Origin of the sequence: Streptomyces sp. NPDC048411 (genome assembly GCF_040704695.1) — a bacterium.
Lineage (GTDB): Bacteria > Actinomycetota > Actinomycetes > Streptomycetales > Streptomycetaceae > Streptomyces.
The window spans coordinates 23,330-48,767 of record NZ_JBEZKL010000045.1 but is presented as its reverse complement, the minus strand read 5'-3'; the positions used below and the strand labels follow the sequence as shown (position 1 = coordinate 48,767).

Here is a 25,438-nt window from a genome sequence, read left to right as displayed (position 1 = left end):
TGAGATGCGGGGATCGTGCGATGCGGTGGAGCGGGTCAGGGATGAGCCGCCGACGCCAGGGACAGGTAGACGGCGGCGAAGTCGGTGACTGCAAGGAGTTCGGCGAGGGCTTCGAGTTCGGTGCCCTCTTCCGGTTCGAGTTCGCTGATCGCCGTGTCGTGGCCGAGGGCGAGTTCGCGGGCGGCCGGGGCGGCGCTCAGGCCGCCGGTGGGCCGGTCCCGGAGCAGGACGACCCGGGCGTGCAGGGGCTCCGTCTCATCGACCCGGTCGCGGAAGAAGTCGTCGGGGTCGGCTCCGGCGGCGAAGGTGCCCGCCAGCAGTGCCCCGTGGGCGGGGAGCGCCTCGGGGAGTTCGGCGGCGATGGCCGGGCGGCCGGAGAGTTCGGCGAGGACGGCGGCGAAGCGTCGCCCGACCGGTCCTGCGGTGTCGCCCTCCGTCCAGATGAGGGGCAGGCTGTCAGCAAGTTCGGCGGCGAGGGTCTTGGCCGGGTTGCTGTACGTGGCAATGGCCGGGCCGCAGCGTTCGGCGGTGCGGTCGAGGCGGTCGGCGACGCTCTGCAGTGCCTCGGGGGTTGCGGTGACCAGGCCGACCCGGTCGAGCAGGGCGAGCAGCGGCGTGAACAGGGCCCAGAGCGTGCCGGGGCCCGCGGCCGAGGTCTCGGCGTCGTACTCGCCGTGCGGGGCGGACGCCATCGGTACGACGAGGCCGTGCACCCCGTCGACCGCCTCGCGCAGCGGGGACCGGTGGGGGGCGACGGCAACGACCGTGCAGCCGCGCCGGTACGCCTGTTCGGCGAGGAGGGCGAGGCCCGGTTCGGTGCCGTCGGCCGTGGCGATCAGCAGCAGGTCGACGGAGCCGGCCCAGCCGGGGAGCGTCCAGCGCATCGCGCCCGCGGCGGGTGCGACGCCGGAGGGGGAGATACGGGTGACAGGGGCCGAGGCGCCCGCCAGCGCGGCGATCAGGTCGGCGACGCCGAATGCGGCGGTGCCTGAGCCGGCGACCATGACCGCGCGGGGGCGGCCCTCCGGGGTCAGTTCGGTGATCCCGGCCTCCGCGGCGTGCCGGGCGGCGGTACGGACGCGCGCCCCGGCCTCGGCGGCGCCACGGAGCAGACCACGGCGGTCGGCTCGGGCCAATGCTTCCGGGGCGTCGAGCAACGACTCGTCGAGCATGGGGACGGGCCTCCGATCACGTGCTGCTCAGCGTGAGGTCTGCGGTGTACGGGGCGGGGCCGCCGGTGTGGTGGGTGACGGCGATCCCGTGGCTCGCCGTTACGCGGGGCGGCGGGCCTCGTCGACGAGGAGGACGGGGATGCCGTCCCGTACCGGGTAGGCCAGGCCGCAGTCCGTGCCGGTGCAGACCAGCTCGGGGCTGTCGGCTGCCGAGCGGTCGTCCAGCGGGGAGTGGCAGGCCGGGCAGGCGAGGATCTCCAGGAGGCCGGCTTCGAGCGGCATGGGGTGGGTCCCTTCGGGCATTCGAACGTGTGTGTCCGGTTCACGCGGATCGGGCGTCGTCAGCCTACCGCTGGGGTGGCGGGGGCGCGGCCCGGCCCCGAGCCGGTGGGGCGGGTGGGGCGGGTGGGGCGTTGTGGGGGTGCACGGGGTTGCGGTGCGCGTCGGGGCCGGCGGGTGGGGCGCCTTCGGCAGGCTCGTCCCTTTCCGAAACCGGTGCTCCGTCCCGGCCCTCCGTCCGGTTCCCGAACGCCGGACGGGCTGGATGCTGGCCCAAGAGGGCCGGGAGTGGACCTACGCGCGGACCAGGGTCAGCACCTCGTCGCGTACGGCCTTCATCGTCCCCTCGTCACGCGCCTCGACGTTCAGGCGCAGCAGGGGTTCCGTGTTGGAGGCCCGGAGGTTGAACCACCAGTCCGGTGCCGTGACCGTCAGGCCGTCCAGTTCGTCGAGCGTGATGCCCTCGCGCGCCTCGAAGCATGCGCGTACCACCGCTGTGCGGGCCGGCTGGTCGTCGACCGTGGAGTTGATCTCTCCAGAGCCGGTGTAGCGGTCGTACTGGGCGACCAGTTCGGAGAGCGGGCCCTGCTGGCCGCCGAGGGCGGCGAGGACGTGGAGGGCGGCGAGCATGCCCGTGTCGGCGTTCCAGAAGTCGCGGAAGTAATAGTGCGCGGAGTGTTCGCCACCGAAGATCGCGCCGTGTTCGGCCATCTCCGCCTTGATGAAGGAGTGGCCGACGCGGGTACGGACGGGGGTGCCGCCGTGTTCGCGGACCACCTCGGGGACCGACCAGGACGTGATCAGGTTGTGGATGACGGTGCCCTTGCCGCCGTTGCGGGCGAGCTCGCGCGCCGCGACCAGCGCGGTGATCGCTGACGGGGAGACACCCGCGCCGCGTTCGTCGACGACGAAGCAGCGGTCCGCGTCGCCGTCGAAGGCGAGGCCCAGGTCGGCGCCCTCGGCCAGCACCCGGGCCTGGAGGTCGACGAGGTTCTTCGGGTCGAGGGGGTTGGCCTCGTGGTTGGGGAACGTGCCGTCCAGTTCGAAGTACAGGGGGACGACATCGAGCGGGAGTCCCTCGAAAACGGTGGGGACGGTGTGGCCGCCCATGCCGTTGCCCGCGTCGACCACGACCTTCAGCGGGCGGATGGCCGTCAGGTCGACCAGGGACCGCAGGTGGGCCGCGTAGTCGGTGAGGGTGTCGCGGTCCGTGACGGTGCCGGGCGTGGCGACCGGCTGCGGTACGCCCTGTTCGGCCCACTTCTCGAGCAGGGTGCGGATCTCGGTGAGCCCGCTGTCCTGCCCTACCGGTGCGGCGCCCGCCCGGCACAGCTTGATGCCGTTGTACTGCGCCGGGTTGTGCGAGGCGGTGAACATCGCCCCGGGCAGGCCGAGGCTGCCGGAGGCGAAGTACAGCTGGTCGGTGGAGCAGAGGCCGATCAGCGTGACGTCCGCACCGCGTGCCGCCGCGCCGCGCGCGAACGCCGCCGAGAGGCTGGGCGACGACGGGCGCATGTCGTGGCCGATCACGATCGCCTCCGCGTCCGTCACCTCGACGAACGCCGCCCCGAACTGCTCGGCCAGCGATTCGTCCCACTGGTCGGGCACGACTCCGCGCACGTCGTACGCCTTCACGATCTGCGACAGATCAGCAGTCACGGGCCGGTCCTCCTGAGTTTCCTGCGGACCGCCCAAACTACCCGGCCGGTCCACGCGCCCACGGGGGGATGCGGTCGTTCGGTGATCGACCGCTTCAGGAGTCGGGAGAGCGCAGGACCCGCAGGTGACCGCGGCGCGCGACCTCCATCGGGTCCGCGGCGTGCGGGCCGCCGCCTCTGGCCCCCGCCGCGCGGTCGTGCGGACGCGCCGCTTCCCGCACGGCGTTGGCGAGTGCTTCGAGGTCGTCACCGCTGGGGCGCGTGGGTGCGGAGGGATCGGTGAGCCGGACGACTTCCCAGCCGCGTGGCGCGGTCAGTCGCTCACTGTGCTCGGCACAGAGGTCGTAGCAGTGGGGCTCGGCGTAGGTGGCGAGCGGGCCGAGGACCGCAGTCGAGTCGGCATAGACGTACGTCAGTGTCGCGACGGCAGGGCGGCCGCACGCGGTGCGCGAACAGCGACGTACAGGGCTCACGATGTTGGACGGTACCGCACTCTTGAGCGGGCTGCGACGACTCTCCCTCAGGTCACCCCACCGTGTCGCACTGTGACCTCCGGCACAACCACCTTTCGGGCAACTGGCCTGACCTGCGCGGGAGGACGGAAGCGCAGGTCGCAACGGCAACGATTCCGGTCACCACTCGGTGCATAAGCTGTCAATACGTAGGAGATCCATGATCGCGGACCGGGCCTGAAACGGGCTCAAGCTTGGCCGGAATGTTCAAGTGCGGACATGCCGCTGTGCTGCCGGCGACGGGCGATCCGGCCGCCCCGCAGAGGGTTACGCTGCGTCGGTGATGGACAGTCCTGTACCGCCGCCCCACCCGTCCGAGCCGCGGTCCGAGCCGCGACCGCGCCGTCGTGACCGCCATGGCCGCGGTATGCGCGGCCCCGTCGCCCCGCCCCAGGTACCGCTCTCGGCCACCAGGGCGGAGAACTTCCGTGATCTCGTACAGGACTCGGTGGAGCGGCTGGAGCGGCGCTGGCCTCAGCTGGCCGATGTCGACTTCATGGTCCTCGATGTGCCGGGGCCGCAGGCGGAGACCGTACCGCTGGGGCGTGCGGTGTCCGCGGAGAAGGACCGGCCCGCGCAGATCGTCATCTACCGGCGCCCCATCGAGATCCGCACCAAGAACCGCGACGAGCGTGCGCTGCTGGTGCACGAGGTCGTGGTCGAGCAGGTCGCGGAGTTGCTCGGGCTGTCGCCGGAGTCAGTGGATCCGCGCTATGGGCAGGACTAGCGCGTGCCAGGCGTCGCCTGGCAGGCGGGACTTTCGACACACGCCCTAGGAGGGTGCTGAAGATCTTGGCCGGATCAGCGAGCGGCGTCTGGTGCGTGCAGCTGCAAGGCGCCGAAGCGGCCTCCTAGCGGAACTATCAGGCCGTTTTGGCAACGCCGCAGATGTGCGTGCAGGACGCCGGGAGCCCGGCCAAGATCTTCAGCGCCCTCCTAGGGCCGTGACCGGCAGTTTTGCCCCCTGAGCAGCGTCGTCCGGTGCGCGCGATCGCCAGCGGAGCCACCAGGGCTTCTGGCCAACGTGGCGTGCCGGGCGGTGCGACGGGGCAGAGCTTGCCGGGAGGCGCACCAGGTCCTGTCGTCCGGATCAGGCTGCGACCCCCGCGAGCAGGGTCCTGACGAGAGGCCCTGGGTGTCCGGGGCGGGCCGGCCTCGGCCCGCCCCCGAACCCGTTGCTCAGTCGTCCAGGACCGAGAGGTCCTGTTCGGCGTCGGGTACCCCGACCGTTCCGCCGTCGTCCGGCAGCGTCTGCACCGTGAACATCGGGATCCCGTTCTCCGGAAGGGACAGGGTGCGCGCGGCATGGACCGGACCGCCCGACAACGTCTCGATCGTCAGCGCGTAGCTGCCCTTGAGCCCGGCCGGTACCGGCGGGGTGACGGCGATCGTCGTACCGGCCTTGACCGTGTACATCTGGACGGTCTGTTCGCCGCCCTCGCTGCCGGCTGAGGCCGTGACCTTCACCTTCCCGGTGGCGCCCGGAGCGGTGAGGGAAAGGGTCGAGCCCTTCGCCCGGTTGTCGGCCACGGTGGCCTGTGCGCCCACCGGCCCGGTCGCCGGAATGTACGCGACCTCCCGCTTGTCGCCGGTGCCGCGGACCACGCGCAGCGCCGCCACTACCGGAGTGGCCCGTCCGCTCTCCGCCGGGGTCAGCAGCAGGGAGCCCGCTTCACCCTTGGTGACGTCCTTCAGGTCGACGCCTGCGGTCATGTTCGACTTGATGTGAAGATCCTCGTGTCCGGCCGGTGAGATCGCACTGTTCTTGCCCAGCAGCTTCACCGTCAGATCGGCGTCCTCCTCGCCGGGGGCGAAGGCCACCAGCCGGACGTCCGTGGCGTCCGCCGGGATGCCGGGGAGGACGAGGGTGCCGGTCGGGTCGACGGAGGCGGCGAGCCAGTCGCTGCCGGCCTCGTTGTCCGCTGCCCTGACGACGGCGCCGACCCGGCCGGTACGCGTGGTGACGTGGACGGTCACGTCGTCGGCCGCCTCGCTGGTCAGGGTGGAGATCAGGACCGGAACGCTGGACCTGGCCGGGACCGTGATGCCCTCCCCCACATCGGACTTGAGCGAGCCGTCCGGCCCGTACAGCTCGATGTCGGCCACCGCGGCCGTGTCGTCCGGGTTGGTGAGGTGGACGTAGTCCTCGCGGGACTTCGCGGTGCTGGCGGCCGGGAACCAGAAGTTCGTGTCGGGGCCGGTGCAGCTGACCCCGAGCAGGCCGCGGGTGGCGCCCGCGCTGACCGTGGTGGTCTGCTGCGTGGTCCAGCCGGGCGCCAGCTCGCCGGTGGCGGTGCCGACCAGGGCCGGGGCGTCGGAACCGGACGCCTCGGCGGTGGCCGGTCTGCCCGGCTTCTTGAGGGAGACGACCGGCTTGCCGGAGTCCGCCTTCTTGCTCTTGTCCTTCTTCCCGTCCGTCTTGGCGGTGGTGTCGTCGCCCCCACCCGCCGTGGTGAAGACGGACGGCATCAGTTCAGCGGCGCCTGCCGCTCCGCCGCTGCCGGCCGCCGGGGTGAAGGACGTGTACGTCGTCTCCGCGAGGTCCGAGAGACCGGGCGCCGGGCAGAGCAGACTGGACCGCTCCACCGGCAGCCGTGCGGCGGCTTTCGCCTCGCCTGTATCTGCGGCGCCCGGCGCGGTGAGCGCGGCGAACCCGGTGACGGCGGCGAGGGCTACGGTGCCCGCGATGAGGGACAGGCTGGTGGACTTCACTCGGACTCGCCTCGCGATGCGTTACCGGTCGGCCACGGGTTCCGGGCCGGGGCGGGGTTCTCGTCGGGGTTCTGCGGGTCGTACGGGGGCTGTGCGGTGTAGGGGGCCTGTGGGTCGTACGGGGGCTGCGGGGCGTACTGGCTGTACTGGCCCTGGTCGTACGCGCCCTGGCTCTGGTCGTACTGGCCCTGCTCCTCGTTGTACTGGCCCTGGCTCTGGTCGTACTGGCCCTGGCTCTGGTCGTACTGCTGCTGGTAGCCGTACGGGTCGTAGACCGGGGTGGTGCCCTGCTGGTAGGGATCGGCGGCGGCCTGCTGCTGCTCACCCTGGTACTGCGTGTAGTCGGCGCCCTGGTACTGCTGGGTGTCCCACTCGCCGTACTGCTGTTGCTCCGGTACGGGGGCGTAGAGGCCGTCGTCGTCGGGTTGGGCGTACGGGTCCTGTGCCGCGGACTGCTCGCCGTACGGGTCCTGCGCTTCGGACCGCTCGGCGTACGGGTCGGCCGACTGCTGCGCGGGGATGTTCTGCCCTGCCTCGTCCGGCGTCGGCTCGGCGTCCTCGGATGCCGCCTCAGCCTCAGCGGCGGCGCGCAGCCTGCGCGCCCGGCGCCCCTCGCCGGCGACCGGCTCGGCCGGAACCGTCAGGTCAGCCTCGGGCAGGTCGTCGTCGATCTCCCGTCGGCGGCCCGGCAGGGCCAGGACCAGCAGGACCACGCCGAGCGCGGCCTGGGTCCAGATCCACGCGGTGTGGGTGATCGGCGTCTCGTACGTGACGTCCAGCGTGCCGCCCTCGGCGGGCAACTCGAAGCCCTGTGCCCAGCCGTCCACAGTCTTGGCGGTCAGGGCCCGGCCGTTCAGCGTGGCCTTCCAGCCGGGGTCCGCGGCGTCGGCGATCCGCAGGACGCGGCCGGAGCCGCCCGCGGGAATCTTGGAGTGCGCCTCGACCGGCCCCGAGCCGACGGGAAGCTGCTCGCCGCCGGCACCGGACGGGACGATCATGATGCGGGCGACCTGCCGGTCCACGCGCCACAGCGCGCTGCCGTCGAGCTGGCTCAGCCGGCTCAGACCCGGGGTCGCGTCGAGCACCCGGCTCATCTCGCGCGGCGCGCCGTCCCGTACGAGTACGTAACGGATCGCGAAGCCGCTGAGCTGACTGCCCTGGTCGGCACCCGAGCCCGCGACCAGGTTGGCGACCACCTTGTCCAGATGGCTGTTGGAGCCGCCCGACTCGGTCAGCTCCGCGTCGCCGAGCCGCGCGCCGGAGCCGCGGACCAGGGTGTACGCGACGGAGGCGGGCGAGCTGCCGCCGAGTACCAGGGTGCGGGGCTGGTCGCGGGTGCTGCTCTCCTCCGCGACGAACGCGGGGACCTGCACCGGGTCACGGCGCTCCAGCGGGCCCGCGGCGCCGCCGATCATCCAGCCGGCGGCGGCCAGCGCGGGGGCCAGCACCGCGGCGAGGGCGATCAGGGCGGCGACCGGCTGGCGCCAGCCGAAGCTGAGCTCGGCGACCCGTACCCGGGCACCGTCCGCGCCGACGAGCGCGGCGGTGATCAGCGCGATGCCGTAGACGAGGGTGGCGGGCCCGGCCCAGCCGGAGCCGTTGGCGAGCCCGGCGAAGAGCAGGGCGACGAGCGCGACGGCCCAGGCTGCGCGGATCGCGAACTGCCGCTCCCCGCGCAGCAGCGCGGCCAGCGCCGCGAGCACGATGCCGAGCAGCAGCACGCCGCCCGCGGCCTTGGGGCCGCCGGGACTGATCCCGAGCAGGTCGAGTGCGGAGGCCGTACCCGTACCGAAGTCCAGCCCCGCCTCGTTCAGGAACGACGAGGGGCTGCTGAGCAGCGACAGCGACCACGGGGCGAGGACCAGCAGCGGGGTGCCGATCGTGGCGAGGAACCGGAGCCCGTAGGCGGCGATGTCGTGGCGGCGCAGTACGAGGACGCCGATGCCGAGGACGACAGCGAGCGGCCAGACGATGGGCGTGAAGGCCATCGCGAGGGTGAGGAGCAGGGTGTACGCCCAGGTGGCGCGCCAGCTGCCGCGGGTGTCACCGTGGCCGCGCATCCCCCATGCGGAGACGGCGGCGCGGGTGATCAGCGGAAGCAGGATCGCCAGTACGGCGGTGCCGAGGCGGCCGGTCGCGAGGGCGCCGGTCGCGGCGGGCAGGAAGGCGTACGCGATGCTCGCCCAGGCCCGCAGCAGTCGTGATTCGAGCAGCGGGCGGGAGACGAAGTACGCGGTGAGTCCGGCGAGCGGGACCGAGCAGACGAGCAGCAGCGTGAGCGCGAAGCCGGTCGAGCCGAGGAAGAGCGCGGACAGGGCGGAGATCACGGCGAGGTAGGGCGGTGCGGTCTGGGTGCCGCCGGTGCCGACCGGGTGCCAGCCGTCCGCGTACCGCCCCCACAGGTCGGAGACGTCCGCGGGTGCGGGCAGCAGCGCGCCGCCCGCCAGTGCGCCGCCGCCGAGGAGACCGCGGCAGGCGATGAGGGAGACGAGGAGCAGGACGGCGAAGAGGACCGGGCCGGGCTTGCGGCCGATCCGCTTCAGCCGGGCGAACTGCTCGATCTCCAGGAAGTCGGCGTCGTCACCGCCCGGTCCGGACTCGACGGCGCCGTGCCGTGAGCCGCCGGAATCGGCGTCGGATCCGCTGCCGAAGTTTCCGGCGACCTGCTCGAAGGTGGCGCGGACGGTCGCACCGGGCGGCGGGAAGAGCCCCCGCAGCTCAGCCGTGTCCACGACGCCCTTGCCGCGCCTGCGGCGGGCCGCGAGGATCCTGCCGGGGCGCAGCAGGGTGCCGAAGAGTCCGGTGACCTCGTCGAGTGCCTGGCCGGGCACCTTGCCGACCAGGTAGGCGAGGGTGCGGAGCAGGGTGCCGAGCACAAGCCGGAGCAGCACCCAGGGCAGCTGTTTGCCGCGGGCGTTGGCGAGCATCGTGTAGACGGCGCCGGCCTTGTCGACACGGTGCGGGGAGGCGACGGAGCGTCCGGCGCAGTCGATGGGGCGGCGTTCCCGGGCGGATGCCTCGGCATGCCGCAGGACGGCGTCGGGGGCGACGAGGACCCGGTGTCCGGCGGCATGCGCGCGCCAGCAGAGATCGACGTCGTCACGCATCAGCGGGAGCCTGCCGTCGAACCCGCCGAGTTCCTCCCAGATGTCACGGCGGATCAGCATGCCGGCGGAGGAGACGGAGAGCACGGTACGGACCTGGTCGTGCTGGCCCTGGTCCTGCTCACGGCGGTCGAGTCCGGTCCAGCGGCGTCCGCTGTTGGCGATCGAGACGCCGACTTCGAGGAGCTGCTTGCGGTCGTACCAGCCGCGGAGTTTGGGGCCGACGATCGCTGCGTGGTGGTCGGTCTCGACGACGCGCAGCAGTTCGGCGAGCGCGTCGGGCTCGGGTGCGCAGTCGTCGTGGAGCAGCCAGAGCCACTGCACCGGTTCGCCGTGCGGCAGTTCGGGCAGGTCGTACGCGTCGTCGCGCCAGCTCCTGGTGACCGGGTCCCAGGAACTGGGGCGCTTCAGGTACGGCAGGTCGTCGGGGGTGAGTTCATCGGCCGTGCGGACCGCCTCGTCGACGGCCGTACCGAAGCTCGTACGGCGTGCGAGGTGCAGGACACGCTCGGCGCCGAGCGCCTCGGTGACCAGCCGCGCGGAGTCGTCGGCGGAGCCGGTGTCGGCGGCGACGACCTGCTGTACGGGACGTTCCTGCCCGAGCAGCCCGGCCAGCACGGTGGGCAGCCAGCGTGCGCCGTCGTGGGAGACGAGCACGGCGGTGACGACGTGCCGGGGGAACTCTGGGGCGGCGGCGGCCGCGTACGGCGCCGTCGATTGGCTGTGCACGGACATCGAGGTACGGGCCCTCCGGCCGGGTCCGGGGGGCGTCCCCCCGGGGGCTGCATCGGTGTACACGCGCGCTCCGTCGGGGCGTTGGCGCGTCTCGGACGGGGCCCCACACTAACGGTACGGATGACCGGGGTGGCGCCGAGCGGTTGAACGGGGGCGCTCGGAGGGCGACGGGCGGAGCGGCCGCGCCAGCAGTGGTATTGGGGTGTGCGGACACGGCGATGGCCCGCCGCCTGTGGGCAGGGTGCAGGCGGCGGGCCATCGGGGCCGAGGTCCGGAGCGTGGTCGGTGGCGCTCGGGCGGCCGGGGGTTCCAGTGAATCCGTCGGTCTGTTGCTTCGCAGGCCTCGCGGTCAGACAGCGGCCTTCTTCAGGCGTCGCCGCTCCCGTTCGGAAAGGCCGCCCCAGATACCGAACCGCTCGTCATTGGAAAGGGCGTACTCGAGGCATTCGGACCGGACTTCACAGGCGAGGCAGACCTTCTTGGCCTCGCGGGTCGATCCGCCCTTCTCGGGGAAGAAGGACTCGGGGTCGGTCTGGGCGCACAGTGCGCGCTCCTGCCAGCCGAGTTCCTCGTCCGCGTCCTCGACCAGCAGTTGTTGGAACAGCTCGGTCATGTGCGCCCCTCGTCTGTCTCTTGCGTCCCCGTGATGCAGCCGTTATCGATTCGGCCGAACGACACGAGTGAAATTACAAGTGTGTGGATCCGAGCCAGTCAAGCGGAGATCTGCTATTGGGCCCGGTATTCACTCTGCGGAACCAAGCCTATGCGGAAAGTGTGCAAATCACCAAAAACCTGACATATGCCATGGGCTTCTTCGCGCCCCCATCCGTCACAGAGTCAGACTCCCGGCAGGGCGGCCATGTTTCGATTCGATCACCGAAGCGATCAAGATCACAGTCGGATCACGAGGCCGCTACGACGTTTGAGGGCGCCGTCGTTGCGCCACATCTCCGGCACAGCGGGTGCACAAACCTTTCTCCGGCCGGAGTAACCGGATGAGGTGAAACATTACCGCCAAATCGGGCATCAGGTTGACAACGGGAGCTTTGCTCGGTTCCCTTTCTGTCATGCCAGCGAACTCCGTGATGCGTGTGACCCACCTCCGTGGGTTCCGCACCGCTGTGCAGGCTCGCTGTTGCTGTTCCAGCTGTCTCAGCTGTTGAGGCCTTCGCGCTCCAGCTAGTCGTAGCTCTTCTCCGGACCTCGACCTTCTCCGGCACAACCCCGTCGAACGGCTTCCCGACCGGCGGCTGCCCGGCCCCTCCCCGGTCCCCGGTCCTCGCGACACCCCTGGATCTCTGCATCTGCACTCTTGCCCTGCACTCACTTGCCGAGGAACCACCGCACCCATGAACAGCGACAGCGACCTCCAGATCGCCGGCGACATCCTTGAGGTCCAGCACCTCCTGCGCCCTGCCCGCCAGCACCCGTCCACGGTGGCCGAGTTCGTCGGGCTCGCCCGCAGCATCGCCGCCGACCGCTCGCAGTGGGCGCCGCTCGTCCAGTACGACGCGACCACCCGCTGGTACCACCGGCTCCGCACCGTTCCCCAAGCTCTCGGCTCCGCCCGAGCAGGGGAGGCCCCACTCGGTTACGAGGTGTGGCTGCTCAGCTGGGTCCCCGGTCAGGGCAGCGGGCTGCACGACCACGGGCTGTCATCCGGCGTACTGACCGTCCTGGAAGGCGAATTGACCGAGCGTACGGAGCGCGGAATGCGGTCGCTGAGCCCCGGCGCACAGCGCGTGTTCGCGCCCGGGTACGTCCACGAAGTGGTCAACGACTCCCTCGAACCGGCCGTCAGCCTGCACATCTACTACCCGGGGCTCACCGAGATGCCCATGCACGCGGCGCGGTGCACCTCGGCAACCGCCGACGCCGTACACGCCTGACCTTCCCCCACCCGTCGCCCACCACCACCCCCACAACGATCAGGCTGCGCCTGACAGACTGGTCTGCATGCGCATTGTGGTTCTGGCCGGCGGTATCGGTGGTGCTCGTTTTCTGCGTGGCCTCAAGCAGGCCGTGCCCGACGCGGACATCACGGTGATCGGCAATACCGGTGACGACATCCATCTGTTCGGACTCAAGGTCTGCCCCGACCTCGACACCGTGATGTACACCCTCGGCGGTGGCATCAACGAGGAGCAGGGCTGGGGCCGTACCGACGAGAGCTTCCACGTCAAGGAGGAACTCGCGGCGTACGGCGTGGGACCCGAATGGTTCGGGCTCGGCGACCGTGACTTCGCGACCCACATCGTCCGTACGCAGATGCTGGGCGCCGGCTACCCGCTGAGCGCCGTCACCGAGGCGCTCTGCGCACGCTGGAAGCCCGGGGTCCGGCTGCTGCCGATGTCCGACGACCGGATCGAGACGCACGTCGCCGTCGACATCGACGGCGAGCGGAAGGCGATCCACTTCCAGGAGTACTGGGTGAAGCTGCGCGCCTCGGTCCAGGCGCAGGCCATCGTGCCGGTCGGTGCCGAGCAGGCGAAGCCGGCGCCCGGTGTCCTGGAGGCCATCGCCGACGCCGACGTCATCCTCTTCCCGCCGTCCAACCCCGTCGTCTCGGTCGGCACCGTCCTCGCCGTGCCCGGGATCCGGGAGGCGATCGCCGAGGCCGGGGTGCCGGTCGTCGGCCTCTCCCCCATCGTCGGCGACGCACCGGTACGCGGCATGGCGGACAAGGTGCTCGCCGCGGTCGGCGTGGAGTCCACAGCGGCCGCCGTCGCCCGGCACTACGGCTCCGGGCTGCTCGACGGCTGGCTCGTCGACACGATCGACGCCGGCACGGTCGACGAGGTGGAGTCCGCGGGCATCCGCTGCCGCGCCGTGCCGCTGATGATGACGGACGTGAACGCGACCGCCGAGATGGCGCGGCAGGCGCTGGCGCTGGCCGAGGAGGTACGGGCGTGAGCGGCGCGGCCGCCGGTGAAACGCCCTCGTACCGGGTGTGGGCGCTGCCCGGGATGCCCGAGGTGCGGGCCGGTGACAACCTCGCGAAGCTGATCGCCGCCACCGAGCCGGGGCTGGCCGACGGTGACGTCCTGCTCGTCACCTCGAAGATCGTCTCCAAGGCGGAGGGCCGGGTCGCCGAAGCCACCGACCGGGAGGCGGCGATCGACGCCGAGACCGTACGGGTGGTGGCACGCCGCGGCACGCTGCGGATCGTGGAGAACCGGCAGGGACTGGTCATGGCCGCGGCCGGGGTCGACGCCTCGAACACCCCCGCCGGGACGGTGCTCCTGCTCCCCGAGGACCCGGACTCCTCCGCGCGGACGATCCGGGACGGGCTGCGGGACACGCTCGGCGTCGAGGTCGGGGTCCTGATCACGGACACCTTCGGGAGGCCGTGGCGCAACGGGCTGACCGATGTCGCCATCGGGGCGGCCGGGGTCCGGGTGCTGGACGATCTGCGGGGTGGAACGGATGCGCACGGCAATCCGCTGAGCGCCACCGTGGTCGCCACCGCGGACGAGCTCGCCTCGGCCGGTGATCTGGTCAAGGGCAAGGCGGAGGGGCTGCCGGTCGCGGTCGTGCGGGGGCTCTCGCATGTGGTGGACCCGGCGGACGCTGAGGCCGGGGCCCGCGCGATGGTGCGGGTGGCCGCCGAGGACATGTTCCGGCTCGGGACGTCCGAGGCGGTGCGGGAAGCGGTGACGCTGCGGCGTACGGTCAGGGAGTTCACGGACGAGCCGGTGGACCCGGCGGCGGTACGGCGTGCCGTGGCCGCGGCGGTGACGGCGCCGGCGCCGCATCACACGACACCGTGGCGGTTCGTACTCCTGGAGTCCGAGGAGTCGCGCACCCGGCTGCTCGACGCGATGCGGGATGCGTGGATCGCGGATCTGCGCCGCGACGGCAAGAGCGAGGAGTCGATCGCCAAGCGGGTGCGGCGGGGCGATGTGCTGCGCCGGGCGCCGTATCTGGCGGTTCCGTGCCTGGTGATGGATGGCGCCCATACGTACGGGGACGCGCGACGGGATGCGGCGGAGCGCGAGATGTTCGTGGTCGCGGCGGGCGCGGGCGTTCAGAACTTCCTGGTGGCGCTGGCAGGTGAGCAGCTCGGGTCGGCGTGGGTGTCGTCGACGATGTTCTGCCGCGATGTGGTGCGTGAAGTGCTGGATCTGCCGGCGGAGTGGGATCCGTTGGGGGCGGTGGCGGTCGGGCGTCCGGCGGTTGCGCCGGTGGCCCGGGCGGAGCGGGGTGCGGAGGGGTTCGTCGCGGTGCGGTGAGGTGGGCCGGGGTGGGATTTCCCCTGCCCACCCCTGTCCTGGGGCCCAGCGGCGGCCCTGGGGCCCGTTCGCCCTCGCTCGCCGGACCGGCTCGCATGCGACACCGCTGGTCGTGGACTGCGAGGCCGAGTCGGTGTTTGAGGGGATCTCAGAGGCGGGCGATGTCGCCTCTTGTCATGCGCGGAGCTCTGCGCGGCGGGGTGTGGCCCGAGAGCAGGATGAGGCGGGTGGCTCGGTGGCGCTGGCCCTCGTAGGGGGTGAGGAGCGTCAGCATTTCCGCGTCGTCGGCGTTTTGGTTGCCTGCCAGGGCGTGCCCGATGATGCCGGGGAGGTGGAGGTCGCCCACGGTGACCGCGTCGGGGGCACCGTTGGCTCGTTGGAGGGTTTCCGCCGAGGTCCACGGGCCGATGCCGGGGATCAGTTCCAGGCGGGCAGTGGCCTCGGGGAGGGGCATCGTCGCCGCTTCCTCCAGGCGGCGGGCGACTCGTACCGCGCGCAGGATCGTGGCCGAGCGCTTGGCGTCGACGCCGGCGCGATGCCATTCCCAGGACGGGATCAGCGACCAGGTGCGCGGGTCCGGCATGACGTGCAGGCCGTGCGTGCCGAACAGGGCCGCTGCCGGACCGGGGGCCGGAGTGCCGTACGTACGGACCAGGAGGCGCCAGGCACGGTAGGCCTCGTCGGTGGTGACCTTCTGTTCCAGGATCGACGGGATCAGCGACTCCAGCACCAGACCGGTGCGCAGCAGGCGCAGTCCGGGTCGGCGGTGCCGGACTGCTGCGACCAGGCGGTGGCGGGGGCGGAATGCTTCCGGGTCGTCCTCCGCACCGAGCAGGGTCGGGAGCTGGTCCAGCAGCCAGGACGCACCGGGGCCCCAGGCCGTCGCCTCGATCCGGCCGCCCCGGTCGGTGATGTGGAGCGTGCCGGGGCCTGCAGGGGTGCGGGTGGCCCGCCAGACCGAGCCGTCCCGGTCGATGCGGAACGTGGGGTCGGCGGGGCCGCGGCGCAGCGGGCCGAGGACGAGGCGCAGGTCGAGCGGGCCCGGCGGGGTCCAGTCCCGGGTCAGTGCCTCCGGTGCCGGACCGGTCGGCACCTGGCGTGGGACGGGCGTGCGCGGGGCGCTGCGGGGAGCGAATCGTCCTGCCACGGGTGAAGGTCCTCGGTCGTCGGGGATGCCTCTCGAGGGTACGCGCCGCAGCGCGTGCGTCATTCGTCCGACGAGAAACGGACCGACGCGTCCGGCAGGACCGCACCGCACCAGACACGGACGCCGTCACGCAGTTCGTTGTTGGCGCCGACGTGGGCGCCGTCGCCGATGACGGCGCCCACCAGGACCGTACGGCTGCCGATCCGGGCACCCGCTCCGACCAGGGAGTCCGTGATCACGGCGCCGGGTTCGACGACCGCTCCGGCCAGTACCGCGGAGCCGTCGATCCGTGCGCCGTCGCCGATCAGGGCGTCCTCGCCGATGACCGTACCGCCGGTGAGTTTGGCGTCGGCGGCGACGGATGCGGTCGGCAGGACGAGCCGGTCGCCGCACCGGCCGGGAACGGCCGGGGACGGGGCGCGGCCGAGGACGAGGTCGGCGGAGCCGCGCACGAATGCCTGCGGCGTGCCGAGGTCCAGCCAGTACGTGGAGTCGACCATGCCCTGGAGGTGCGCGCCGGAGGCAAGCAGTCCGGGGAACGTCTCGCGCTCCACGGAGACCGGCCGGCCGGCCGGGATCGTGTCGATGACCGAGCGGCGGAAGATGTACGCCCCCGCGTTGATCTGGTCGGTGACGATCTCCTCGGGCGTCTGCGGCTTCTCCAGGAACGCGGTCACCCTGCCCGTGGAGTCCGTCGGTACGAGTCCGAAGGCGCGGGGGTCCTCGACCCGGGTGAGGTGGAGCGAGACATCCGCGCCGTAGGTGGCGTGCGAGGTGACCAGCGCCCGGATGTCGAGGCCGGTGAGGATGTCGCCGTTGAAGATGAGCACGGGTTCGTCCGGGCCCGAGGTGAGGCGGGACGCCACGTTGCGGATGGCCCCGCCCGTGCCGAGCGGTTCGCGTTCGGTGACGTACTCGATGTGCAGGCCGAGCGACGAGCCATCACCGAAGTACGGCTCGAAGACCTCCGCCAGGTACGAGGTCGCGAGCACGATGTGCTCGACCCCGGCGGCCCGCGCCCGCGCCAGTTGGTGCATGAGGAACGGGACACCGGCCGCCGGAACCATGGGCTTGGGAGTGTGCACCGTGAGCGGGCGCAGTCGGGTGCCCTTGCCACCGACCAGGAGAATCGCTTCTTTTGCCTCTGTCACGGCACGTCTCTGCTTCCTGCTGGGGCCGGGCCTGGTTTTGGCTGGCCAGTGTATGCAGACCGGGCCGTTCATCACCGTCCGGCAGCCCCGCAGCAGTCCGCAGCGGCGGGTCGTCAGCGGCCTTGCAGACGGGCGGAGGTGGTCCGGGCCGTGCCGAGCTTCTCGTAGAGGCGTTCTCCCGGGCATTCGGTGACGAAGCCGTCCCGGTGGCCGGAGATGACCTTGAGTTTGACCTTCGTTCCCTTCTTGAACCGGTTGCCGCCGCCGGAGACGAGCGTGGTGCTGCCACTGGGGTCGGCGCCGAACAGGCCGAGCTTCCAGGCGGTGAGCTCGGCGACGGCGTTCACCACTGCGGTGGGCGGCTTGGACGTGGTGAAGGTTCCGAGCACCGCAATGCCCATGCTGTCGGCGTTGAAACCGAGCGTGTGCGCGCCCTGGACGGGCTTCGTCACGCCTCCGGCGCGCCCTTCGTAGATGGTTCCGCACTTGTCGACGGCGAAGTTGTAGCCGATGTCGCGCCAGCCGCTGCTCTCGACGTGGTAGCGGTAAATACCCCGAAGGACCGAGGCCGCTTGCGCACACGTGTAGCTATTGCCCGTAGCGGTGTGGTGGATGAAGGCGGCCTTGACGGACGTTGTGTACACGAAGGTGCTCTCGCGGAGCTTCTCGTCGGCGCCCCAGCCCTTGCGGGTGATGATGGTCGGTCGGGGGCCGATGTACGGCTTGCTGCCCGGGGCGACGCCGTCCTCGGCCTCGCTCTCCGCCTCGGTCTCCGCCTTGCTCAGCGCTGGGAGAACCAGGGCTTCGGAGGACTGGGCACGACTGTCCCCGCCGCCGGCTGCGGCTCCCGGGCCTGCTGCGGGGAGGTGTTGAGGGTCCTTGCCCGGGTCGACGAGCTCGAGTCGCAACCCGTCGGGCAGCGGGACGCTGGCGCCGCTGTCCCGGTCCCGTACGTCGGTCACTTCGGGGCTCACCCGGACCTCGACGCCGTCGGAGTCGCCGACCCAGAGCGGAGCGGTGGAGCCGCGGACGGTCCCGGAGTCGCGTTCGGCGGTGCCGGGGTCGGCGCCGTGCTCGACGTTGTGGGTCTCCAGCTCCTGCCAGTCCGACCAGTGGGTGGTGTTGGTGGCGCGGGTGCGGACCTGGACGGTGCCGTTGAGTTCCACGTCGGCGTCGTCCCAGACGACACCGACCAGGGAGAAGGGGTGGACGTCGCGCCGGGGCAGGCCTTGTTCGGCGGTGGCGGCGGCCTCGGTGGGGGCGCCGGTCGCCCGCGTGGACGCGGGGGGCAGCGCAGTGAGTGGCAGGGACTGGGTCGACCCGGGCACCTCGACGGGGTCGGCGGCCTCGGTCTCTGCGGTGACGGTGGTGTCGGGGGCGGCGCCCGCGGGCGCGGCGAGCGGCAGGACGAGGACTGCCGAGCAGGTGACACCGATGGCGGATGCAATGAAGGCACACATACGAACGATCTTGGGCATAATCCGACAACTCTGGCTACTGGGATATCTCCCTGCAATTGACGAGCCGTCTGCCGAACCGGTGTATGCGACATCCGTGGCACCGGGTCCCGTCCGACGCGGCCGCGTACCCTTGCGCGGATGAACGCCAGCGACCGCACCCCTGCCGACCTGCTGCGTTCCGCGCTCGCCGCGGACCCGGCCCGCCCCATGGTCACTTTCTACGACGACGCCACCGGAGAACGGGTCGAACTGTCGGTGGCCACCTTCGCCAATTGGGTGGCCAAGACAGCCAATCTGCTGCAGGGCGACCTGGCCGCGGAACCCGGCGACCGGCTCGCCCTCCTGCTGCCCGCGCACTGGCAGTCCGCGGTCTGGCTGCTCGCCTGCTCCTCGGTCGGCGTCGTCGCCGATGTGCAGGGCGACCCCGCCGCCGCCGATCTCGTCGTGACCGGTCCGGACACGCTGGACGCGGCGCGCGCCTGCCGCGGCGAGCGCGTCGCGCTGGCCCTGCGTCCACTGGGCGGCCGGTTCCCGCAGCCGCCCGAGGGCTTCGCGGACTATGCCGTGGAGGTGCCGGGCCAGGGCGACCGGTTCGCGCCGTTCGCACCGGTGGACCCGGACGCGCCCGCGCTGACCGTCGGCGGTGTCGCGCTGACGTCGGCGCAACTGGTCGCGCGCGCCCGCGAGGACGGTGCGGAGCTGGGTCTGATGCCGGGGTCGCGGCTGCTGACCGGGCACACCTACGACACCTGGGAAGGGCTCAGCGCCGGGCTGTACGCGCCGCTGGCCACCGGCGGCTCGGTGGTTCTGTGCCGACATGTGGACCGGCTGGACGAGGACGGGCTCGCCAAGCGCATCGAGAGTGAGCGGGTCACCAACACCGCGGTACGACCGGCACCCTGAGCGCACTCGTACGGCCCACAGCGGGCCGAGCCCCCGGGCCTGCGCCTCAACTCCGGTACATGATCGGCGGTACAGGCCCTGGGCACAACCAAAGCGTGGGGTTCAGCCGTCTACTCCTGCGACCGGCGGCCCAGCGCGCTGCCGAACGTGAAGGATGGACGCAGACGTGACCGAAAATGCCGGCACGCCGCCGGATCCCGACCACTCGGCCGCGGACAAGGACGAGGACACGTCGAGGGGCGAGTCGCAGGACAAGTCACAGGACGGGCCGGACGGAAAAGCCTCGCGCGTGCGCTGGCGGGACGGGGCCGCCCCCGCCCGGCGCAGGCACCACTGGCTGCGCTGGGCCGCGCTCGCCGCCTCGTTCCTCGTCCTGGTGGCCGCCGGCGCCGGCTGGTGGCTGTACCGGAAGCTCGACAGCAACATCAAGACGGACACGGCGGCCGCCGCCGAACTGCGCGCGTACGAGAAGGAGCGCCCGCCGTCCGTCGTGCACGAGGCGCAGAACATCCTGCTCATCGGCTCCGACAGCCGCGCCGGTGACAACCGCGAGTACGGTCGCTCCTACGGCGGCAGCCAGCGCTCGGACACCACGATCCTGCTGCACCTCCCCGCAGGCCGGAAGAGCGTCACCGCGATGTCCCTCCCGCGCGATCTGATGGCGGAGATCCCCAGGTGCCGCACATCGGACGGAAAGCAGACCGCCAAGCAATTCGCCCAGTTCAACTGGGCCTTCGAGTTCGGCGGCACCGCCTGCACGATCCGTACGGTCGAGCTGATGACCGGGATCCGCATAGACCACTACATGGTCGTCGACTTCAACGGCTTCAAGGACATGGTCGACGCGGTGGACGGTGTCGAGGTCTGCCTCAAGGAGCCGATCGACGACCCCGACGCGCACGTGAAGCTGCGCGCGGGACGCCAGAAGCTCGACGGCGAGCAGGCACTGGGTTACGTAAGGGCGCGCAAGTCCCTCGGCGACGGGAGCGACACCGACCGGATGGACCGCCAGCAACGTTTCCTCGGCGCGCTGGTGAACAAGGTGCAGAGCAATGGTGTCCTGCTCAACCCGACCCGCCTCTATCCGGTGCTGGACGCGGCCACCAAGTCGCTGACCACGGACCCCGGCCTGGGCAGCCTCAAGGACCTGTACGCGCTGGTGCGCGGCGTGCGCGACGTACCGACCGACAAGGTGCAGTTCCTGACCGTGCCACGACAGCCGTACGCCGCCGACCCGAACCGGGACGAACTCGTCCAGCCCGACGCGGCCAAGCTCTTCAAGCAACTGCGCCAGGACGCCTCTGTCACGGTGGTCCCGGCGGACGAGCCGGCACGCAGGAAGAACGGGAACAGGCACGCCTCGGAGTCCACGAACCCGACGCCCACACCCACCTATTCGGGCAACAACGCGGCCGCGGACCTGTGCAAGCAGTAAAGCAATGGCCAAGGAGATGTCGACGATCGGCGCACAATGAGCAGAATGACCGGTTGTAAAGTCCGTGGAATTTGTCACGCCCGTCGCTCGACGCCGAACTTGGCGGATAGTGTGACGCGATCCGGTGCTTCCGGCCGTCAGGTCGCGCACTGCTGGAGCGAAAGAACGAGCGCCTTGTCGGGGGAGGCGCCTCGCGTGGCACCGACGGAGGACTCAAACAACCGTGGATGCGCAAAGCCGTGGGCGGGCGGACGAAATCGACCCCGCAGACCAGTGGGTACTCAACCCGCAGACCGGCGATTACGAATTGCGACTGCCCCAATCCGGAGGGGATTCAAGCCGTATGCCGACCCCTCCGGGGCAGCGTGGTTCCAGGCGTGCAGGTGCGGTTCGTGAGGGCGGTGGCGAGCGCAGAAGCGATGCGCGTGACGGCGGCGGGCGTGGCAACGGGCCGCGGCGCGAGGTGCCGGCCCAGCGTGGCCGTCGGGCGGCCAATGGCCCGCGCGGGCCGGAAGGTTCCGGTCCGGACACCGCGGGCCGGCGCAAACGCAAGCAGCCCAAGTCCCGCGGCAAGAAGGCGCTCATCTGGACGGGCGGCGTGACGGCCTTCGTGCTCGTCGGCCTCTCGATCGGCGGCTACGCGCTGTACCAGCACTTCAACAGCAACCTGAGCACTATCGACACCGGTGACGTCGGAAACAAGAACGTCACCTCCGACGCACCCCTCAACATCCTGATCATCGGCACCGACAAGCGGACCGGTAAGGGCAACGAGGGGTACGGCGACAAGGGCAGCGTCGGCCACGCCGACACCAACATCCTCTTCCACGTCTCCAAGGACCGGACCAACGCGACGGCGCTGAGCATCCCCCGCGACCTGATCACCAACATCCCGGACTGCGAAACCACGCTGCCGGACGGCACGAAGAAGGTCATTCCGGGGACGCAGAACATCCGGTTCAACACCAGCCTCGGCCAGGACGGGCGCGACCCGGGCTGCACCATGCGTACCGTCGAGGAGATCACCGGCCTGAAGGTCGACCACTTCATGATGGTCGACTTCAACGCGGTGAAGGAACTCTCCACGGCGGTCGGCGGCGTCAAGGTCTGCCTGGCGCACGCGGTCAAGGACCCCAAGTCGCACCTCGACCTGCCGGAGGGTGAGAGCACGGTCCAGGGCGAGGACGCTCTCGCGTTCGTCCGCACCCGGCACAGCTTCGGCAACCACGGCGACCTCGACCGGATCAAGGTGCAGCAGCAGTTCATCGGCTCGATGATCCGGCAGATGAAGTCGGGCGACACCCTGACCAGCCCGACGAAGCTGTACGACCTGGCGAACGCGGCGACCAAGGCCCTCACGGTCGACAAGCCCATCGGCACGGGGAAGAAGCTGATGTCGCTCGCCCAGGAGCTCAGCAAGGTCGACACCAAGAACATCACTTTCGTGACGGCCCCGGTGATAGACAACCCGGCCGAGAAGGTCCATGCGACGGTGGTGCTCAACACCGCCAAGTCCGAACCGCTGTTCCAGATGATGCGTGAGGACACCTCGCTGACCGAGGTGAAGAAGCAGGAGAAGGCCGCCAAGAGCAAGCAGGACGCACTGCTCAAGGGGACCAAGGCCGCTGCCGCCGACGTACGTGTCGATGTCCTCAACGGCGGCGACCGGCCGGGTGCCGCGCAGGAGACGGTCACGTGGCTGCAGAACGACCAGGGCGTGCTCAAGTCCACCAACAAGGCCAACGCCCCGGCGAAGATCTCCAAGACGACGCTCGAGTACGCCCCCAACCAGGCGGACCAGGCCCGTGCACTCGCCGCCATGATGGGGCTGCCCGGCTCGGCTCTGAAGAAGGGCACCACCGACGCGGAGGGGCTTCAGGCGATGGTCCTGACCCTGGGCGCGGACTTCAAGGGCGCGGGCGTGCCCATCACCGGACCGGCAAAGGCACCGGCAGACATACCGCTAGCAAACGCCGCCAAGGCAGAGTGCGCGAAGTGACGCCGGGTCACTGCGCCATTCCAAGAGTCTGAGCAGCAGGGGGGTCCAGGTGGGACGGAGCAGCACGCCCGGGGAGGGGACGCGACCACGCGTCCGGCATGCCGGCCAACTCGGCTGGGACGACGACCTGTACGCGGACGGCCCGGCCCCAGGCCGGGGCGCCGGCGCGGACCGGGAGGGGCCGGGTCACGGCGGGCGCCGCCGCGGCACGTCGCACCGGCACGGGAAACGCGGAAAGCGCCGCATACTGCGCTGGGTCGCGTACGTACTCGCACTGGTCATACTCGGCGGCGCGGGCGCCGGATACCTCTACTACCAGCACCTCAACGGCAACCTCAAGAAGGCCGACCTGACGCTCGGCGACAAGAAGATGGCCGATCACAAGGCCAATGCCGCCGGTCAGACCCCGCTGAACATCCTGCTCATCGGCTCGGACGCGCGGGACTCCAAGGAGAACCAGAAGCTCGGCGGGGCCAAGGAAACCTTCGGGGCGCCGCCGCTGGCCGATGTGCAGATGCTGCTCCATCTCTCCGCGGACCGCAGCAACATGTCGGTGATCAGCATGCCGCGCGACACACTGCTGAAGATCCCGAAGTGCACCGATCCGAAGACGCATCACGTCTACTCCGCGTCCACGGGCCTGGCGATGACCAACCAGACGCTCGGCCGCGGCGGTCCCGGGTGCACCGTGGCCACCTGGTACGAGCTGACCGGCATCACCATCGACCACTTCATGATGATCGACTTCGCCGGTGTGGTCTCGATGGCCGACGCGATCGGCGGCGTCCCGGTCTGCGTCAAGGGCAACGTCTACTCCCACACACGCGACGGCAAGGGTTCCGGGCTGAGGCTGGAGGAAGGCACCACGAAGGTGAAGGGCAAGCAGGCCCTTCAGTGGCTGCGGACCCGCTACGGCTTCGAGGACGGCACCGACCTCGGACGCACCCACGCCCAGCACATGTACATGAACTCGATGGTCCGTGAGCTGCGCAAGGGAACCAAGCTCACCGACCCGGGCAAGCTGATGGACCTCGCCGAGGCGGCGACCAACGCGCTGACGGTCGACAAGGGCCTCGACACGGTCAAGAAGCTGTACGACCTCGCGGGCGAGCTCAAGAAGGCGCCCACCAAGCGCATCACGATGACGACGATGCCGAACGTCTACGGAACGGGTGTGGACAAGGGCCGGGTACTGCCCAAGCCCGGCGATGCCGATCAGCTGTTCCAGATGGTCCGCGACGACATCCCGCTCGACGGCAAGGCGTCCAAGCGCAAGGCCCCTACGACCAAGGAGCCCACGTCGCCCGTCTCCGAGATCCCGGTCAGCGTCCGCAACGGAACCCGCACCACCACCGAGTACCCGGTCAAGGGCCGCGCCACGGCGGTCCAGGAACTGCTGACCGGCAAGGGCTTCACCCAGGCCAAGGTCAACACCCAGTACACCGAAGCGACAGCACGGACCGGGGTGCTCTTCCCCAGCGTGGACATGGAGGGCAATGCCCAGGCCGTCGCCAAGGCGCTCGGTATCCCGCTGACGGCGGTGAAGAAGTCGACCGATGTCTCGGGCATCACGCTGACGGTGGGGGCTGACTGGCGCGAGAGCGGGGACTACCACGCGTCCAGCGGCGAGGAGAAGACTCCGAAGAGCGCCCGCGCCCTGAACGGCGACGACGAAACGGCCTGCATGGACATCCAGCCGGGCTTCGGCTGGTAGCTCCGGACCGGGCACAACGCACGGTGGGGGGCCTTCCGGCACATCGGAGGGCCCCCCACAGCATGTCGGTCTGCTACACCGTGACGGCCGGGCGCCGGCTGGCGATGACCTTCTTCGCCAGCGAGCGCGGGCTGGTCAGGAAGCCGTACCCCCAGGACATGTGCATGGTGGCCAGCGCCACCGGGATCTGGGCCCGTGCCTTCAGCGACAGGCCCTTGCCCGCCGGGAGGGACCCGGCGACGATGGCGGCGACATACCCGGCCGGGACGACGAACGCCCACGGGGTGACGGCCGCTCCGGCCACGAGGCCCGCCGCGATCGCGCAGACGGCGGTCGGCGGGGCGAGGTAGCGCAGGTTGATCGAGCCGGAGTGGTAGCGGGCGACGACATGGCGCCAGCGGCCGTAGTCCTTGTACTGCTTGGCCAGCGCCTTCACCGAGGGACGCGGCCGGTACTGCACCTTCAGCTCCGGCGAGAACCAGATCAGTCCGCCCGCCTCACGGATCCGGAAGTTCAGCTCCCAGTCCTGGGCGCGGATGAACTCCACGTTGTACCCGTCCGCCTTCTCCAGCGCCTCGCGGCGGAACACGCCGAGGTAGACGGTCTCGGCCGGGCCCGCCTGGCCGCCGGTGTGGAAGGCCGCGTTGCCGACGCCGATCTTCGATGTCATGGCCGCGGCGACGGCGTCCTCCCAGGCGTTCTCGCCCTCGGCGTGCATGATGCCGCCGACGTTCTGCGCGCCGGTCTCCTCCAGGAGACGGACGGCGGTCGCGATGTAGTTCGGCGAGAGCATGCCGTGGCCGTCGACCCGCACCACGATGGGGTGCGAGGAGGCCTTGATCGCCGCGTTGAGCGCTGCCGGGGTGCGGCCGGTCGGGTTCGGCACGGTGTGGACCCGGGAGTCCTCCCGTACCAGCTCGGCGGCGATCTCGTCCGTACGGTCCGTGGACGGGCCGAGCGCGATCACGACCTCCATCTCGCCGGCGTACTCCTGCTCCAGGATGTGCCGGACGGAGTTCCTGAGATGGCGTTCCTCATCGAGCACCGGCATGATCACGGAGACGGCGGGGTACTGCGCGGCAGGCATGTGGTCCTCGGGGGGTCCTCGGGGGCGCCGGGGGTTCTCACCCCAGGAGGCGGCGTTTCGGCCGCCACGTTACCGCGAATGGGGGACACGGGCGCGCGCCGCAAGGTCGCTTCCCGGTATGGAGATCGTACGGGCCTA

19 protein-coding genes are annotated in these 25,438 nt (G+C 70.9%); 8 read left to right on the top strand and 11 right to left on the bottom strand.

Annotated elements, in window-relative coordinates; translation table 11 throughout:
- Nucleotides 1-35: 35 nt before the first annotated feature.
- The 4 genes from AB0915_RS18155 to AB0915_RS18140 all read right to left on the bottom strand — a co-directional run bounded on the left by AB0915_RS18155 (nucleotide 36) and on the right by AB0915_RS18140 (nucleotide 3,582).
- Complete coding sequence (locus AB0915_RS18155; RefSeq protein WP_366692029.1) at nucleotides 36-1,172, bottom strand: SIS domain-containing protein; 1,137 nt, start codon at nucleotides 1,170-1,172, stop codon at nucleotides 36-38.
- 99 nt (nucleotides 1,173-1,271) lie between these two features.
- The gene (locus AB0915_RS18150) at nucleotides 1,272-1,454 is read right to left on the bottom strand and encodes a Trm112 family protein (protein WP_030927015.1); all 183 of its coding nucleotides are present in this window, start codon (nucleotides 1,452-1,454) and stop codon (nucleotides 1,272-1,274) included.
- 291 nt (nucleotides 1,455-1,745) lie between these two features.
- Nucleotides 1,746-3,110, bottom strand: a complete 1,365-nt coding sequence (locus tag AB0915_RS18145; protein WP_366692028.1) for a phosphomannomutase/phosphoglucomutase — start codon at nucleotides 3,108-3,110, stop codon at nucleotides 1,746-1,748.
- A gap of 94 nt (nucleotides 3,111-3,204) precedes the next feature.
- The gene (locus tag AB0915_RS18140; protein ID WP_366692027.1) at nucleotides 3,205-3,582 is read right to left on the bottom strand and encodes a DUF3499 domain-containing protein; all 378 of its coding nucleotides are present in this window, start codon (nucleotides 3,580-3,582) and stop codon (nucleotides 3,205-3,207) included.
- A gap of 322 nt (nucleotides 3,583-3,904) precedes the next feature.
- Here AB0915_RS18140 and AB0915_RS18135 point away from each other — a divergent pair, with 322 nt between their 5' ends.
- Nucleotides 3,905-4,348 (top strand): metallopeptidase family protein, encoded by a 444-nt coding sequence (locus AB0915_RS18135; RefSeq protein WP_366692039.1) that lies wholly within the window; start codon nucleotides 3,905-3,907, stop codon nucleotides 4,346-4,348.
- 452 nt (nucleotides 4,349-4,800) lie between these two features.
- Here the strand turns inward: AB0915_RS18135 and AB0915_RS18130 are convergent, their stop codons facing one another.
- The 3 genes from AB0915_RS18130 to AB0915_RS18120 form a co-directional block, all read right to left on the bottom strand.
- Complete coding sequence (locus tag AB0915_RS18130) at nucleotides 4,801-6,333, bottom strand: DUF5719 family protein (protein ID WP_366692026.1); 1,533 nt, start codon at nucleotides 6,331-6,333, stop codon at nucleotides 4,801-4,803.
- Nucleotides 6,330-10,172 (bottom strand): glycosyltransferase, encoded by a 3,843-nt coding sequence (locus AB0915_RS18125; protein ID WP_366692025.1) that lies wholly within the window; start codon nucleotides 10,170-10,172, stop codon nucleotides 6,330-6,332. Before AB0915_RS18125 ends, AB0915_RS18130 begins: the two co-directional genes overlap by 4 nt.
- A 349-nt stretch (nucleotides 10,173-10,521) precedes the next feature.
- On the bottom strand, nucleotides 10,522-10,785 hold the full coding sequence (locus tag AB0915_RS18120; protein ID WP_030927001.1) for a WhiB family transcriptional regulator: 264 nt from the start codon (nucleotides 10,783-10,785) through the stop codon (nucleotides 10,522-10,524).
- Between the two features lie 736 nt (nucleotides 10,786-11,521).
- Between AB0915_RS18120 and AB0915_RS18115 the strand changes: the two genes are divergently transcribed.
- The 3 genes from AB0915_RS18115 to AB0915_RS18105 all read left to right on the top strand — a co-directional run bounded on the left by AB0915_RS18115 (nucleotide 11,522) and on the right by AB0915_RS18105 (nucleotide 14,404).
- A complete protein-coding gene (locus tag AB0915_RS18115; RefSeq protein WP_366692024.1) occupies nucleotides 11,522-12,061 on the top strand; it encodes a cysteine dioxygenase family protein in 540 nt (179 codons plus the stop codon).
- Nucleotides 12,062-12,128: 67 nt separating this feature from the next.
- Nucleotides 12,129-13,085 carry a 2-phospho-L-lactate transferase gene (gene cofD, locus AB0915_RS18110; RefSeq protein WP_366692023.1) on the top strand — a complete coding sequence of 319 codons (957 nt, stop codon included), beginning with the start codon at nucleotides 12,129-12,131 and terminating at the stop codon, nucleotides 13,083-13,085.
- On the top strand, nucleotides 13,082-14,404 hold the full coding sequence (locus tag AB0915_RS18105; RefSeq protein ID WP_366692022.1) for a coenzyme F420-0:L-glutamate ligase: 1,323 nt from the start codon (nucleotides 13,082-13,084) through the stop codon (nucleotides 14,402-14,404). Before cofD ends, AB0915_RS18105 begins: the two co-directional genes overlap by 4 nt.
- Nucleotides 14,405-14,552: 148 nt before the next feature.
- On the opposite strand, the gene AB0915_RS18100 is transcribed toward AB0915_RS18105, so the two are convergent.
- The 3 genes from AB0915_RS18100 to AB0915_RS18090 all read right to left on the bottom strand — a co-directional run bounded on the left by AB0915_RS18100 (nucleotide 14,553) and on the right by AB0915_RS18090 (nucleotide 18,162).
- Nucleotides 14,553-15,551: a DNA-3-methyladenine glycosylase 2 family protein gene (locus tag AB0915_RS18100; RefSeq protein WP_366692021.1), complete on the bottom strand. Its 999-nt coding sequence runs from the start codon at nucleotides 15,549-15,551 to the stop codon at nucleotides 14,553-14,555.
- 59 nt (nucleotides 15,552-15,610) lie between these two features.
- On the bottom strand, nucleotides 15,611-16,702 hold the full coding sequence (locus AB0915_RS18095) for an NDP-sugar synthase (RefSeq protein ID WP_366692020.1): 1,092 nt from the start codon (nucleotides 16,700-16,702) through the stop codon (nucleotides 15,611-15,613).
- A 113-nt stretch (nucleotides 16,703-16,815) separates the two neighbouring features.
- Nucleotides 16,816-18,162: a peptidoglycan recognition protein gene (locus tag AB0915_RS18090; RefSeq protein WP_366692019.1), complete on the bottom strand. Its 1,347-nt coding sequence runs from the start codon at nucleotides 18,160-18,162 to the stop codon at nucleotides 16,816-16,818.
- A 138-nt stretch (nucleotides 18,163-18,300) separates the two neighbouring features.
- Here AB0915_RS18090 and AB0915_RS18085 point away from each other — a divergent pair, with 138 nt between their 5' ends.
- The 4 genes from AB0915_RS18085 to AB0915_RS18070 all read left to right on the top strand — a co-directional run bounded on the left by AB0915_RS18085 (nucleotide 18,301) and on the right by AB0915_RS18070 (nucleotide 24,213).
- Entirely contained in the window at nucleotides 18,301-19,065 is a 765-nt protein-coding gene (locus tag AB0915_RS18085; RefSeq protein WP_366692018.1) for a TIGR03089 family protein, read from the top strand.
- 166 nt (nucleotides 19,066-19,231) lie between these two features.
- Entirely contained in the window at nucleotides 19,232-20,500 is a 1,269-nt protein-coding gene (locus AB0915_RS18080; protein ID WP_366692017.1) for an LCP family protein, read from the top strand.
- A gap of 223 nt (nucleotides 20,501-20,723) precedes the next feature.
- Complete coding sequence (locus AB0915_RS18075) at nucleotides 20,724-22,499, top strand: LCP family protein (RefSeq protein WP_366692016.1); 1,776 nt, start codon at nucleotides 20,724-20,726, stop codon at nucleotides 22,497-22,499.
- Nucleotides 22,500-22,548: 49 nt separating this feature from the next.
- Entirely contained in the window at nucleotides 22,549-24,213 is a 1,665-nt protein-coding gene (locus tag AB0915_RS18070) for an LCP family protein (RefSeq protein WP_366692015.1), read from the top strand.
- 73 nt (nucleotides 24,214-24,286) lie between these two features.
- On the opposite strand, the gene AB0915_RS18065 is transcribed toward AB0915_RS18070, so the two are convergent.
- Complete coding sequence (locus AB0915_RS18065) at nucleotides 24,287-25,300, bottom strand: glycosyltransferase family 2 protein (RefSeq protein ID WP_366692014.1); 1,014 nt, start codon at nucleotides 25,298-25,300, stop codon at nucleotides 24,287-24,289.
- Nucleotides 25,301-25,438 lie beyond the last annotated feature (138 nt).